The following is a 13,634-nucleotide window of genomic DNA, read 5'->3' as shown; positions in this document are numbered from 1 at the left end:
TGTGATTACTTAGCGGTAAACTCTTTCAACCAAGTCTCAAATGCTGCGCCCTGTGAAGGATGGCGGATGCCATACTCTACGAAGGCTTTCATATAACCCAGCTTGTCGCCACAGTCGTGTGAACGGCCAGTCATGGTGAAAGCTTCTACCGTTTTCTTCTTCATCAGCAATGCGATAGCGTCGGTCAGCTGAATTTCGTTGCCCGCGCCATAAGGGGTGACTGCCAGCAGTGGCCACAGATCTTCGGAGAAGACGTAACGCCCTACTACTGCCAGATTAGATGGGGCATCTTTCTGATCGGGTTTTTCGACGATTGCGGTCATTGGTGCGCTTTCGCCTGGCTCAACTTCAACGCCGTTACAGTCAACGATACCGTATTTAGACACATCTTCTTCCGGCACTTCTTCAACCATAACCTGGCTGTTACCGGTTTCTTCGAAGCGACGCAGCATGGCTGCAAGGTTGTCTTTACGCAGATCGCTGGTTGAGTCATCCATCAGAACGTCTGGCAGAATGACGGCGAAAGGAGAATTGCCGATCAGTGGTTTTGCGCACAACACAGCGTGGCCCAGGCCTTTTGACTGCCCCTGACGCACGTTCATGATAGTCACGCCTTTCGGGCAGATTGACTGAACTTCTTCTAGCAGCTGGCGCTTAACGCGCGACTCGAGCATGCTCTCCAATTCAAAAGAGGTATCGAAGTGGTTTTCGATCGCATTCTTGGAAGAATGTGTAACCAAGATGATTTCTTTAATACCCGCAGCGGCACATTCGTTCACAATGTACTGGATAAGAGGCTTGTCTACGATCGGCAACATCTCTTTTGGAATCGCTTTGGTTGCTGGCAGCATGCGTGTGCCAAGACCGGCAACAGGGATAACAGCTTTTAACATTGTAAAGGATACTCCTTGAAACCAATAGTTTGGAAGTTCAGCCAGTCAGAATATTAACACTCACCTAGCTCACTGCACTGAAACCGTTTAGCAATTCTGTGTCGTTCCACATGATCCCACTAGTATAGACCTTCAAACCTTAACGGGGGAGCACATAAAGCTAATAAACACCGATTTTTAACTTGGTGATACGATACCAGTAAGCTTTCCCAAACGGTAAGCGAAACGCTGAATTTTAAGAATGTTTCCCTCGTTCGCGTTTTTTCTAACCGATTCTTGATGATTTATGAGTCATTCATAAACCTTATATCAACGTACTCTGCCTCTGCAGTAACCTGATGGATGATACTCGCCCTACTCCGCAGGTTGGGAAAAGTTGAGTTTTCACGCCATGCCACCCATCATTCACATGTAACTCACGTCATTAAACCTAAAGGTAAAAAATAGCTATGGAATGGATCGTCGATCCGTCAATTTGGGCCGGGCTCGCTACACTGGTCATTCTGGAAATTGTTTTAGGCATTGATAACCTGATATTTATTGCCATTCTGGCGGATAAACTGCCTAAGCGGCAGCGTGACAGGGCGCGCGTGACGGGCCTGCTGCTGGCGCTGGTAATGCGTTTACTGCTGCTGGCGTCCATCTCTTGGCTGGCTACCCTCACCCGCCCCTTGGTCACCCTGTTCTCTCATTCGTTTAGCGCTCGCGACATCATCATGCTGCTGGGAGGGATTTTTTTGCTGTTCAAAGCCACGATGGAGCTTAACGAACGGCTAGAAGGCAAGGATGAAGAGCATAGCGCGCAGCGTTCCGGGGCGAAGTTCTGGGCAGTCGTCGCACAAATTGTGGTACTCGACGCGATATTCTCCCTCGACTCGGTGATCACCGCCGTCGGCATGGTTGATAACCTGGCCGTGATGATGGCGGCGGTGTGTATCGCCATCCTGCTGATGCTGCTCGCCAGCCGGCCTCTAACCCGTTTTGTCAATGCTCACCCTACTATCGTCATCCTGTGCCTGAGCTTCCTGCTGATGATTGGTTTTAGTCTGGTTGCCGAGGGCTTCGGATTCTATATCCCGAAAGGCTATCTCTACGCGGCGATTGGCTTCTCGGTGATGATTGAGGCCCTGAATCAACTGGCGCAGTTCAACCGGCGACGATTTCTCTCATCCAGCCGCTCTTTGCGAGAAAGGACGGCTGATACCGTACTGCGGGTGTTGCGCGGTAAGCATGAAGAAGCAGAACTCGACACGCACTCTTCCAACATGATTTCAGATACCGAGGGCAACGAAATATTTAATCAGCAAGAACGCCATATGATTGAGCGCGTTCTTGGGCTCGCCCAGCGCAGCGTCAGCAGTATCATGACCTCCCGCCACGACGTTGATAACCTCGAGTTGAATGACCCCGTCGACGTATTAACCCAGCAAATAGCCGACAATCAGCACACCCGCATTCTGGTCACTGAAGACAGTTCCACCGACGAACCTCTTGGCGTGGTGCATGTTATTGACCTGCTTAAGCAGCAGTTGCTGCACAACGAGTTAGACCTGAAGGCGCTGATTCGCCAGCCGCTCATCTTCCCCGAGCAACTCTCCCTGCTAAAAGCGTTAGAACAGTTCCGCCTGGCGAAAACCCACTTTGCCTTTGTTGTCGATGAATTTGGTTCCGTTGAGGGTGTGGTGACGCTGACTGACGTGATGGAAACCATTGCCGGTAATCTGCCGGAGAACCATGAAACCGCAGACGCAGATGATGATATTGAGCAACGCGAAGACGGCAGTTGGGTGGTGAGTGGTTCCATGCCATTAGAAGACGTAGTGATGCACATTCCCCTCTCTATGGAAGAAAAGCGCGATTACCACACACTGGCCGGATTGCTGATGGAACACGCTCAAGTGGTTCCACAGGAGGGTGCCAAACTGACTATTGGTGATTATCAGTTTAAAATTCTGGAAGTGAATAGTCATCGCATTTTAAAAGTTAGGGTTACACCCCTTGCTCCACCCAATAGTGATGATTACGAGGTCTAATTCCTGCGAATTTTAAATACAAAAAGGGCCTCATCATGAGGCCCTTTCACGTTTTGCTGGCTTAATATCCCTTCAATTACTTATTGATAATGGATTTCAGCTCTTTGTTTTCTTTGGCGTTCTTGTTTTTATCAATCCAATTTTGGATAGCGCTTTTGGCTTCATCTTGTAACTGGTTGCGCAGGATCTGGTCTACCTGCAGCTGATAGTTCAACTGCGACCAGGGGCCATAGACTCGCAAAGGCACGTCGGTATTTTGCAAACGCTGAATAAGATTATTGTTACCTTTCCAGCCGCCAGTGACCCGCACACCGAGCGTCAAATCACACTGCTTATCAGCAAAGTTAATCTTGCCATCGCCTTTGGCATTTAACATTTCAGACTCAGCCATCAGATTGGATAGCGTCAGCGTCCCCTTGCTCAGCACACCCTCTGCCTGCAGCGACTGTATCTGCGTGTAATGGTCATAGCGTTCCAGGCCCTGCACGCTGTTGTTGTTACGGGCAATGGCTTGTTGCACTAATTGCTGAATATTCATGCCGTTAAGGCGCGCATCGTCCATCGACATATGCATTTTACCCGCCCAGTTATGGCTGAAATCATACGACGATAAACCGCTGCCATTGACCGCGCCGCGCAGGGTGAATTTCCCCGTGAGCGCTTCAGGTAGGTCGTAAGCGACCAGCAACTGACCCAGTTCGATGTTATTCACAATCGGCTGCAGGTTGATTTTCGCCAGCTTGCCGGTGACATCCATACTGCCTGGCAGAGAGAAATCGCCCGATGCCATTTTGCCACTCAGGGTTTGCAGATTAACTTTACCCTGCTGATTGGTAGCCAACAGCTGGAAGTCTTGAATTTTCAGGCCGCGATAAGTGAGATCGGCCACCTTCAGCGCGACATTTGCGTTAAAGCTGTTGAGAATACTGAAGTTATTCGGCTGGTCGCTAACATTGCGCGCGATAACCGGCGCAGAAGTCACGGCGCGAGCCGCCTGAGACGTTTGATCCGGCGTTTTCGGCTGCCAGCCTGATAAAGCGTCAAGGTCCAGCTTGGCGGCATCCAGGTTAACCTGATAATCGCCGGTATCGGACAGGGTCGCCGCCGCGTTGCCGCTCAACTGATTATCATTGGCCGTCAATGCTAGCTGGCTGAGGGTCAGGCGCTGCGTGTCGCGATGATAGTTTGCCTGCATGGTTCCCGAACCCTGCAAACCTTTCGCCGGAATATCCGCGCCACTCAGCTGATAGCTAAACTTATTAATATCGGCGGAGAACTCTTGCGGATACTTTTGCATATCCAGGTCGGCAGACATGGAGAAGGCGAGATCGCGCTGATTACGATTAATGCGGCTGGAAAGCTCAAGAGTAGCCTGACGGTGCGCATTTTGCTCAAGCTGCATATTAATGTCGCGCACATTAATTTGGTCGTTTTCACCGCGCTGCCAAATCAGCAGGCTGTCCGCCACGCTGATTTTATCAATATCAAATTTCCAGCCAGCTTCTAATTCAGAAGGAGGCTGAACCGTTGATGTCGGGGCTACAGGAGCATCCGGTACGTCGGCTTCGCTGTCCGGTGTTAATCGCACCACCGCGTTTTTCAACATCACTTCGCGCACGGCTAACTGATGGGAAAGCAAAGGCCAGAGTTTGACATCAAGACGCATGTTTTCGGCCGTGACGACCGGCGCTTTCGCACCCGGCGCAGTCAGCGACGTTTGGCCGGCGATAATGCTTAACTGAGGCCAAACGTGCCAGCGTAAATCACCGCGAATCGCCAGTTGATAACCACTTTTCTGCTCGACACGGTCTACCATGTACTGGCGGAAATCGTTGGGATTAATTAAAAATACCAGCGAGGTCATTCCTGCAATAATCACCACCAGCAATATAACCAGCGTTGTCAGTAGTCTTCTCATGCCTTCCTCTTGCCCTTTTACCCACAGCAACTCGGGTAAAGACCTGAATCAGTCTTTGTCGATACGGCTTGCAACTGCACTCTGCTGGTCGCGATATTTGGCATCCTGGCGGCTGTTATAAGGACGAGCAGCGGGGCCAGAAAGCGGCTCGAAGCTCAGCGCGCCGATGAGCATGCCCGGACGCAGTGCCAGAGGCAACTTACCTGAATTATAGAACTCCAGCACGATTCGGCCTTTCCAGCCCGGATCGATACGATGAGCCGTTACGTGAACCATCAACCCTAGTCGAGCAAGTGAAGAACGTCCATCCAACCAGCCAACTAAGTCATCGGGAATAGAAACGGTTTCGAAAGTCACGGCCAGCGCCAGCTCGCCGGGATGCAGGAAAAACGCCTCGCCTTCTGGCAAAACGATTTCGTCACTCATGACTTTATCCAGCGCGGCGCTGACTTCATCTTTCGGGCCACTAAGATCGATAAAACCGGCGTTATGCCCTAAAAAGACGCGGAATCCATTCCCCAGCCGGACATCAACCGTTGCCCCGTTGATGCGTTCGATGGGAGGGCGCGGGGAAATCGCTAACTTTCCGCTGTCCAGCCAGGCTTCGATGTCTCGATCGCACAGTCTCATCGTTTCTCTCTCCGTGTTGTTACTGCTGAAAATGGTCTGGTGAAACCTTGGCCATTAATTGAAGAACTGACTAATTTTCGCTTTAAGAATATCAATCGCAATTCGGTTTTTACCGCCACGAGGGACGATGATATCTGCATATTGTTTAGAAGGTTCAATGAATTGCAGGAACATTGGGCGAACCGTTTTCTGATACTGCGCCATGACGGAATCCATCGAACGACCACGCTCGTTGACGTCGCGCTTCATACGGCGCATCAGGCAGATGTCCAGCGGCGTGTCGACGAAAATCGAGAAGTTCATCTCTTGACGTAAACGGACGTCGGTCAGCAGCAGTATGCCTTCTAAGATGATCACTTTCTTGGGCTTCAGGGTCACCGTCTCACCCAGTCGGGTGTGTTCGATAAAGCTGTAGCTCGGCAACTCAATAGCATGCCCTGCCTTTAGACTCTGCAGGTGTTGGAACAATAAATTGTGGTCCATGGCGCTGGGATGGTCATAGTTGGTTTTAACCCGCTCCTCCATGGTCATGTGGCTTTGGTCTTTATAGTAGCAATCTTCTGGAATAACCCCGATGTGTTCATCACCCACCTGATCACGAAGTTCACGATATAAGGTACTGGCAATGAGGCTTTTTCCAGAGGCAGATGCGCCAGCGATACCTACGATGACACACTGATGGTGCTTGTCAGACATAAAATTAAAGACCTGATTTGGAAGTTTGAAGGGCAAGCACGGGGACGGTGCTTTGATCCCGCCAATTATAGGTACAACACCTTGCCGATGCCAGCATTTAGGACGGTAAACTCTGGCATCGGGCAATTATTAGCAGACTTTGGACGTTAAACCGCCCGGAAGGCGATTTCTGTCGGGATAGCATCCCCTCGCCAATAGAGCTGAGCAGCGATGCGCGCAGCTAATTGGCGATACATTAAGGTAAATTCGCTCTGCGGGTTGGAGACCACCGTCGGCTCGCCGCGATCCAAGTCTTCGCGCAGTGAAATGTGCAGCGGCATTTGGGCCAAGAGTTCGCAGCGATATTTCTCTGCCAGCTTTTCTGCACCACCGGTGCCGAAAATGGGCTCATGATGCCCGCACTGGCTACAAATGTGCATGCTCATGTTTTCGATAATGCCCAGCACCGGCACTTTCACTTTCTCGAACATCACAATGCCTTTCATGGCGTCGAGCAGCGCAATGTCCTGCGGCGTGGTCACCACCACGGCGCCCGTTACAGGGATATTCTGCGACAGGGTCAGCTGGATGTCGCCAGTGCCCGGCGGCAGATCAATCACCAGATAATCCAAATCCGGCCACAGGGTATCTTGCAACATCTGCATCAGTGCTTTGCTGGCCATCGGGCCGCGCCATACCATGGCATTGTCATCCGTCACCAGATAACCAATGGAATTAGTCGCCAGCCCGTGAGCCATGATCGGTGCCATATGCACGCCGTCAGGCGAGGTTGGGCGTTCGGACTCGGTACCCAGCATGTTGGGCACCGACGGGCCATAAATATCCGCATCGAGGATGCCCACTTTGCCGCCTTCGGCCGCCAGCGCCAGCGCGACGTTTACCGCCGTGGTGGATTTCCCCACCCCGCCCTTGCCGGAGCTGACAGCAATAATGTTACGCACACCTTTGATGCCCGGCTGATCGTTGGCGCGGCGCAGCGTGGCGACGTCATGACGAAGCCGCCATTCAATCGCTTTCGCTCCTGTCACGCGCAGCAGTTCAGCGCTGGTTTGCTCTTTCAGCGCATCAAAGCCGCTCTGCCAGACGAAAGGCAGGGTTAAATCGAGATGCAGCACGCCGTCCATCAACGCGCAGTGGTGCACGGCTTTGATCGACACTAAATCTTTTTGCAGGGTGGAATGAGTAAAAGTGGACAGTACGCTGGCCACCAGGGCGCGTAGCCCCTCGGGGGATTGAGATGTCATCCCGGCTCCTTGAAGCATGTTATTAAACGACATTGATATTTTACGTAGCATATACTCAAAACCCGCTGAATTCAGTAACCGCGCAAGGCTCTTGTCGATCAGGGTGTACGGCTTGTTTACGCAGGGAGGCCGTTTCGGTTAACATCAATACCCCTGATTTCAACTAAAGAAAGCAAGCTCTTACTATGGCTCAAGTCGCGAAAAAAATTTTGGTAACCTGTGCACTTCCGTACGCCAACGGATCTATTCACCTCGGACACATGCTCGAGCACATCCAGGCTGACGTCTGGGTCCGTTACCAGCGAATGCGCGGCCACGAAGTTCACTTCATTTGTGCTGACGATGCGCACGGTACGCCGATCATGCTGAAAGCTCAGCAGCTCGGAATTGAACCGGAGCAGATGATCGCCGAAATGAGCCAGGAGCATCAAAAAGATTTCGCAGGCTTCGGTATCAGCTATGACAACTACCACTCGACACACAGCGACGAGAACCGCGTGTTGTCCGAGCTTATCTATGGTCGCCTAAAAGAAAACGGCTTCATCAAGAATCGCACCATTTCCCAGCTGTACGACCCGGAAAAAGGCATGTTCCTGCCGGACCGTTTCGTTAAAGGCACCTGTCCGAAGTGTAAATCTCCGGACCAGTATGGTGATAACTGCGAAGTCTGTGGCGCTACCTACAGTCCGACAGAGCTTATCGAGCCAAAATCCGTGGTCTCCGGCGCGACGCCAGAACTGCGTGATTCCGAGCACTTCTTCTTCGACCTGCCTGAATTCAGCGCCATGCTGCAAGCCTGGACCCGCTCCGGCGCACTGCAAGAGCAAGTGGCGAACAAGATGCAAGAGTGGTTCGAGTCTGGCCTGCAACAGTGGGACATCAGCCGCGACGCCCCTTACTTCGGCTTTGAAATCCCTAATGCGCCGGGCAAATACTTCTACGTCTGGCTGGACGCGCCAATTGGCTACATGGGTTCCTTCAAAAACCTGTGCGATCGTCGCCCAGACCTGAGCTTCGACGAGTTTTGGAAAAAAGATTCCACCACCGAGCTGTACCACTTCATCGGTAAAGATATCGTTTATTTCCACAGCCTGTTCTGGCCAGCCATGCTGGAAGGCAGTGATTTCCGCAAGCCAACCAACCTGTTCGTTCACGGCTACGTCACGGTTAATGGCGCGAAGATGTCTAAGTCTCGCGGCACCTTTATTAAGGCCGGCACTTATCTGAACCATCTGGACGCCGACTGCCTGCGTTATTACTACGCCGCCAAACTCTCTTCGCGTATCGACGATATCGACCTGAATCTGGAAGATTTCGTGCAGCGCGTAAATGCTGACATCGTCAACAAAGTGGTCAATCTGGCTTCTCGCAACGCGGGCTTCATTAATAAGCGTTTCGACGGCGTTCTCTCTGACAAACTGGCTGATGAAGCGCTGTACAAAACCTTCGTTGATGCCGCCGAAAGCATTGCCGAAGCTTACGCCAGCCGTGAGTCAAGCCGCGCCATTCGCGAAATTATGGCCCTCGCCGACTTGGCAAACCGCTATGTTGACGAGCAGGCGCCTTGGGTTGTAGCGAAGCAAGAAGGCCGCGATGCCGACCTGCAATCGATCTGCTCCATGGGTATCAACCTGTTCCGCGTGCTGATGACTTATCTAAAACCAGTACTGCCATCGCTAACTGAACGCGCAGAGGCCTTCCTCAATGCTGAACTGACCTGGGACGGCATCGCTCAGCCGCTGCTGTCACACAAAGTCAGCCCGTTCAAAGCCCTGTTCAATCGTATTGAGCTGGATAAAGTGAGCGCCATGGTGGATGCATCGAAAGAAGATATCGCCGCAGAGAAATCCAAAACCGTCACCGGCCCGCTGGCTGACGCGCCGATTCAAGAAACCATCACTTTTGATGATTTCGCGAAAGTGGATATGCGTATTGCGCTGATTAAAAGTGCTGATTTCGTAGAAGGCTCTGACAAGCTGCTGCGCCTGCAGTTAGATTTGGGCGGCGAATCGCGCCAGATTTTCTCTGGCATTCGCTCCGCTTACCCAGATCCAAAGCTGTTGGAAGGCCGTTTGACCATCATGGTCGCCAACCTTGCCCCGCGCAAAATGCGTTTCGGCGTGTCCGAAGGCATGGTGATGGCGGCAGGCCCTGGCGGCAAAGAGATCTTCCTGCTCAGCCCTGACTCTGGCGCACAGCCGGGCATGCAGGTGAAATAAACCCGTCTGGGTTTTGGGCAAATACCTAGCCGGTGAGGAGCGATCCTCACCGGTTTTTTATGGGTGGCGTTCTGTTCTGTTCCTTCTCATTTCAGAGGAGAAGGCTGGATGAGGAGTGGTTTAATTCAAAGCTCAATGCGGCAAATCTCACCCCTACTCTCACTTCGGCCATGTCGGCCATACCCTCCCGTGCTCTTTCTCAATATCCGCCTTACTTAAACCAATGTCTTTCAACTGGCAATCTGTCAGCCCGTTCAGAATGTTGCGCTGAATGCGTTTCTCATTCCACATCATCACAAACTGTACTGATCTGGCCATCCAGCTATCGGCTCTGGCGGGTGCCTCGTCAATGGCTTTGCTGACTACCGGACCCGCGCCCACGGCGCAATCAGACTCACAGTATTGGCGTTCTTTATTCACGTTTTTCATCATCACATCCCCTATTTACCCTGTCGCCATAGAATGCAATGAGCGCGAAATACATTACAGATTCAGATAATCGATATTTAAACCATACAGCAGTGGAATGAATGACAGTTTATGGGCTAGATTAAGCGCATCTGTACTGGTTTTATTTTCAACAAGTGGGGAATAAAAAGTGAATCGCTATGAAAATCTCGCCAATGTGCTGAGCGAACGCATCGAGCAAGGCCTGTATCCTGCCGGGGAGCGCCTGCCGTCGGTGCGTATCCTAAGCAGTGAACATGGCGTGAGCATCAGTACAGTTCAGCAGGCGTATCGGGTGCTGGAAGAGAAACTGCTGGTCGAGGCGCGGCCGAAATCAGGCTATTTCGTCACCTCCGCCCGGCCGCAGGCGGCACTGCCCGCCGTCTGTCGCCCGACTCAGCGTCCGGTGGATATCAGCCAGTGGGATCAGGTGCTCGAACAGATAACCCAGCAAGATACACCGGGCTTTATTCAGCTCGGGCGCGGTTCGCCGGATGTCACCGCCCCGACTCTGCGCCCCCTGAACCGTGCTATGTCACGTGCCGGACAGCATGAAAACCTGCTGGCGCTGAAATACGACACTATTTATGGCGCGCTGGAGTTACGTGAGCAAATCGCCCGTTTGATGATTGATAGCGGCAGCCACATGGACGCCAGCAATATTCTGATCACCACCGGCTGCCACGAAGCCCTCTCCATTGCGATTCGCTCAGTTTGCGACGTCGGCGATATCGTGGCGGTTGACTCTCCGAGCTTCCACGGCGCGATGCAGACTCTCAAAGGCTACGGCATGAAGGCGCTGGAGATCCCCACTGACCCGGTGACCGGCATCAGTATTGAAGCATTGGAAATGGCCCTTGAGCAGTGGCCGATTAAAGCCATTCAGCTCACGCCAAACTGTAATAACCCGCTGGGTTACAACATGCCCGACGAGCGGAAAAAGGCGCTGCTACGGCTGGCACAGTGCTATGACATCGCCATTATTGAAGATGACGTGTATGGCGATTTGGCCTATCAATATCCCCGCCCGGCGACCATCACCTCTTTTGATGAAGATGGACGCGTGTTGCTGTGCAGTTCCTTCTCGAAAACCCTGGCACCCGGCCTGCGCGTCGGCTGGCTGGCTCCGGGGCGTTACCACAATCGTGCCTTACATATGAAGTTTATCAGCACCGGCGCGACCTCCACCCTGCCGCAAATCGCCCTGACCGACTTCATCAAACAGGGGCATTACCTGCAACACCTGCGCAGAATGCGCAATCAGTACCAGCGTAACCTCTGCACCATGACCTGCTGGGTGAGTAAATACTTCCCGTGCGGCGTGGGAGTCAGTCGTCCGCAGGGGGGCTTTATGCTGTGGATTGAACTCGATGAGCGCCTCGACGCTCAGCGGCTCAACCGGCTGCTGGAAGTCCACAAAGTGCAAATTGCGATCGGGTCGATATTTTCTGCATCAGGCAAGTATCGCAATTGCCTGCGAATCAACTATGCTCAGCCACTAACCGAGGCTTATGAGCAGGCCATGCATCACATTGGGCAGACCATTGCTAAAATGATGGCAGAACTTTGATTCTGCCTCTCTACTGGAGCGAATAAAGACGTGCAGATTGAACCTTTACCACCCCTAAACACCTTGGTGGCCTTTGAATGTGTTGCACGTTATTGCAGTTTTTCACGCGCGGCGGATGAGTTAAATCTGACGCAAAGCGCCATCAGTCGGCAAATCTTGCAGTTAGAAGAGATGCTGGGCTGCAAGCTGTTTCAGCGTAGCCAGCGCAAGGTGACGTTGACGCCTCGCGGGGAGATTTACGCCGAACAGGTGCGAAAGCTGTTGGGTGATATTTCACAATCCACTGCCGAAGTGATGGGCTGGAGCGGCCTGCCGCAGGTGACGCTGGCCTGCACCAGCGCGATGGGCAGCCTTTGGCTCTCATCGCGCCTTTCGGCTCTGCGCCGATTGATGCCGGATTTGCAGATCCGCATGAAGATTTCGGACAGCTTCTCTGACCTTAAATCCTCAGAGTTTGATCTGGCGATTTTCTACCTGCGCACCCCACCCGCGGGCTATCACGCCGTGCCGCTGTTCGACGAAGTCTGTTATCCGATGTGCTCACCTGCGTTTTTACGCCAGCTTCCCGCCGACCCCGACGCCGCGGAATTACTCAATCACACGCTGTTAATTCAAGACGATCCCCAGCGCGAATGGACCGGCTGGCGCGACTGGTTTACCTCACAGGACGTACACCATTTCGCCCCAAGGCAGACGTGGCGAGCCAACAACTACCCGTTTCTGGTGCAAGCCGCCGTTCTCGGCGACGGAATTTTGCTCGGTTGGGAAGGCTTAGTGCAGGATTATGTCGATAACGGACAGCTGGTCCATGCCCATCCGGGCAAGCTGGCCGCTGACGGCAAATGTTATATTTTGACGCCGCAAGACAGGTATTTGAGGCCCGTCATTCGACGGGTGATCGAATGGCTTTTGCAAAGCCAGTAAACCTAAAATCGCGACTTTGCGATATGTTGCAAACTGGCCTTAAGGTCAAGGTCAAGGTCAAGGTCGTGGGCGTCGGCCCACACCGACCAAGGGAGGCGTAAACGCGCCTCCCTTGGAACCCTGCGTTTTTTCCTGTTGTGAGACAGAGGCTTCGCAGGGTCGGAATGGACGTGTTTCAGCAGCCACGGTGATCGTCGCGAAGTGCCGCCGCTTAGGCGGTTCCCTCAGTTCGGGCTTCGAGCCATAGGTCTCGAACCACTCCCTCGGCGTCACTTCTGAACGCGACCTACTGGCATTTACACCGAACCTTTCCATTCAATTCGTAAAACAAATCCAAACCTCATTGAAAAGGTACGGTTGAAATGCCTCAAAACCGCAGTCAAAAATGGCGCTGAGCGAACGGTTCGAGACCTATGGCTCGAGCCGAGCGAAGCGAGACAGCGTTGCAAAGCAACGACCCGAAGGGCGAGGCCAGAGGCCGAGTAATCCTGAAGCGAAGGCACCGCCTAAGCGGCGACATTTTGCGGTGGATAACGGAAGCCTCTGAAACACGTCCTCCCAACGAGCGATAGCGCGCAGTAAAGAGCCGGGGATTCTTAAGGGGCGCGGCGATAGGCGCCCCTTAAGGCCGGTGTGGCGGCAGCGCACGACCTTGACCTTAAAGGCCAGTTTGCGTGGCAACGCAATGTTTTGAATTCAAACCCCAACTTTTCATTAATTTTACCAAAATTCTTAACTGCGTTTTAAATCTCAATTTCTGGAATTTTATTCTTCTCTAAATAACGGCGTTTCCGCGCCGCTCTCATCCCAATTAAGGTAAACAACAACCAGCAAGACTGGGAAATACAAGACGCCAAATTAAAATCATGGCTCAGGGAGTAGAGACCAAAGGTACCGCCAATAATATTAAGCCAGGCATAAATATCAGCATCTACTGCTAGTTTGCGCATTTGAACTAGCGCATAAGCCAGCAGGTAGCAAAAGACGCCAATTAAGCCAATCAGGGTATGGAAGTCCAACGGTTATTTCCCTTCGCCGAATTCAGATACAGGCAAAATAA

Annotated in this window: 11 protein-coding genes and 1 other RNA gene; 5 read left to right on the top strand and 7 right to left on the bottom strand. The window is 52.4% G+C overall.

Annotated features, from left to right (window positions below):
* Nucleotides 1-5: 5 nt before the first annotated feature.
* On the bottom strand, nucleotides 6-893 hold the full coding sequence (gene galU / locus ACT3RR_RS04090; protein ID WP_353501815.1) for a UTP--glucose-1-phosphate uridylyltransferase GalU: 888 nt from the start codon (nucleotides 891-893) through the stop codon (nucleotides 6-8).
* Nucleotides 894-1,342: 449 nt separating this feature from the next.
* Here galU and ACT3RR_RS04085 point away from each other — a divergent pair, with 449 nt between their 5' ends.
* Nucleotides 1,343-2,926: a TerC family protein gene (locus ACT3RR_RS04085; protein WP_496199799.1), complete on the top strand. Its 1,584-nt coding sequence runs from the start codon at nucleotides 1,343-1,345 to the stop codon at nucleotides 2,924-2,926.
* Nucleotides 2,927-3,002: 76 nt separating this feature from the next.
* On the opposite strand, the gene asmA is transcribed toward ACT3RR_RS04085, so the two are convergent.
* The 4 genes from asmA to apbC all read right to left on the bottom strand — a co-directional run bounded on the left by asmA (nucleotide 3,003) and on the right by apbC (nucleotide 7,414).
* Complete coding sequence (gene asmA, locus ACT3RR_RS04080; RefSeq protein WP_396132491.1) at nucleotides 3,003-4,844, bottom strand: outer membrane assembly protein AsmA; 1,842 nt, start codon at nucleotides 4,842-4,844, stop codon at nucleotides 3,003-3,005.
* A gap of 48 nt (nucleotides 4,845-4,892) precedes the next feature.
* Nucleotides 4,893-5,474 carry a dCTP deaminase gene (gene dcd / locus ACT3RR_RS04075; RefSeq protein WP_034789874.1) on the bottom strand — a complete coding sequence of 194 codons (582 nt, stop codon included), beginning with the start codon at nucleotides 5,472-5,474 and terminating at the stop codon, nucleotides 4,893-4,895.
* Nucleotides 5,475-5,528: 54 nt separating this feature from the next.
* Nucleotides 5,529-6,170, bottom strand: a complete 642-nt coding sequence (udk, locus tag ACT3RR_RS04070) for a uridine kinase (RefSeq protein WP_353501812.1) — start codon at nucleotides 6,168-6,170, stop codon at nucleotides 5,529-5,531.
* A 146-nt stretch (nucleotides 6,171-6,316) separates the two neighbouring features.
* Nucleotides 6,317-7,414: an iron-sulfur cluster carrier protein ApbC gene (gene apbC, locus ACT3RR_RS04065; protein WP_353501811.1), complete on the bottom strand. Its 1,098-nt coding sequence runs from the start codon at nucleotides 7,412-7,414 to the stop codon at nucleotides 6,317-6,319.
* 185 nt (nucleotides 7,415-7,599) lie between these two features.
* Between apbC and metG the strand changes: the two genes are divergently transcribed.
* Entirely contained in the window at nucleotides 7,600-9,633 is a 2,034-nt protein-coding gene (gene metG, locus ACT3RR_RS04060) for a methionine--tRNA ligase (protein ID WP_353501810.1), read from the top strand.
* 159 nt (nucleotides 9,634-9,792) lie between these two features.
* Here metG and ACT3RR_RS04055 read toward each other — a convergent pair whose 3' ends face one another.
* A complete protein-coding gene (locus ACT3RR_RS04055) occupies nucleotides 9,793-10,065 on the bottom strand; it encodes a DUF1127 domain-containing protein (protein ID WP_353501809.1) in 273 nt (90 codons plus the stop codon).
* A gap of 166 nt (nucleotides 10,066-10,231) precedes the next feature.
* Here ACT3RR_RS04055 and ACT3RR_RS04050 point away from each other — a divergent pair, with 166 nt between their 5' ends.
* The 3 genes from ACT3RR_RS04050 (at nucleotide 10,232) to ACT3RR_RS04040 (ending at nucleotide 13,062) form a co-directional block, all read left to right on the top strand.
* The gene (locus ACT3RR_RS04050) at nucleotides 10,232-11,650 is read left to right on the top strand and encodes an aminotransferase-like domain-containing protein (protein WP_496199798.1); all 1,419 of its coding nucleotides are present in this window, start codon (nucleotides 10,232-10,234) and stop codon (nucleotides 11,648-11,650) included.
* Nucleotides 11,651-11,680: 30 nt separating this feature from the next.
* Entirely contained in the window at nucleotides 11,681-12,574 is an 894-nt protein-coding gene (locus ACT3RR_RS04045; protein ID WP_496199797.1) for a LysR substrate-binding domain-containing protein, read from the top strand.
* A 390-nt stretch (nucleotides 12,575-12,964) separates the two neighbouring features.
* A non-coding RNA gene (locus tag ACT3RR_RS04040) (RtT sRNA) lies at nucleotides 12,965-13,062 on the top strand.
* 255 nt (nucleotides 13,063-13,317) lie between these two features.
* Here ACT3RR_RS04040 and ACT3RR_RS04035 read toward each other — a convergent pair.
* Nucleotides 13,318-13,593 (bottom strand): CBU_0592 family membrane protein, encoded by a 276-nt coding sequence (locus ACT3RR_RS04035; protein ID WP_353501806.1) that lies wholly within the window; start codon nucleotides 13,591-13,593, stop codon nucleotides 13,318-13,320.
* Nucleotides 13,594-13,634 lie beyond the last annotated feature (41 nt).

The organism is Ewingella sp. AOP8-B2-18, from assembly GCF_052376015.1.
Taxonomy (GTDB): Bacteria; Pseudomonadota; Gammaproteobacteria; order Enterobacterales; family Enterobacteriaceae; genus Ewingella; species Ewingella allii.
Note: the sequence above shows the minus strand (reverse complement) of the source record. Positions and strands in the feature narration are given on the sequence as shown.

What these genes read in the sequence shown, in the direction of transcription:
- galU (WP_353501815.1), bottom strand. Translation starts at nt 893, where the DNA reads ATGTTAAAAGCTGTTATCCCTGTTGCCGGTCTTGGCACACGCATGCTG.
- ACT3RR_RS04085 (WP_496199799.1), top strand. Translation starts at nt 1,343, where the DNA reads ATGGAATGGATCGTCGATCCGTCAATTTGGGCCGGGCTCGCTACACTG.
- asmA (WP_396132491.1), bottom strand. Translation starts at nt 4,844, where the DNA reads ATGAGAAGACTACTGACAACGCTGGTTATATTGCTGGTGGTGATTATT.
- dcd (WP_034789874.1), bottom strand. Translation starts at nt 5,474, where the DNA reads ATGAGACTGTGCGATCGAGACATCGAAGCCTGGCTGGACAGCGGAAAG.
- udk (WP_353501812.1), bottom strand. Translation starts at nt 6,170, where the DNA reads ATGTCTGACAAGCACCATCAGTGTGTCATCGTAGGTATCGCTGGCGCA.
- apbC (WP_353501811.1), bottom strand. Translation starts at nt 7,414, where the DNA reads ATGACATCTCAATCCCCCGAGGGGCTACGCGCCCTGGTGGCCAGCGTA.
- metG (WP_353501810.1), top strand. Translation starts at nt 7,600, where the DNA reads ATGGCTCAAGTCGCGAAAAAAATTTTGGTAACCTGTGCACTTCCGTAC.
- ACT3RR_RS04055 (WP_353501809.1), bottom strand. Translation starts at nt 10,065, where the DNA reads ATGATGAAAAACGTGAATAAAGAACGCCAATACTGTGAGTCTGATTGC.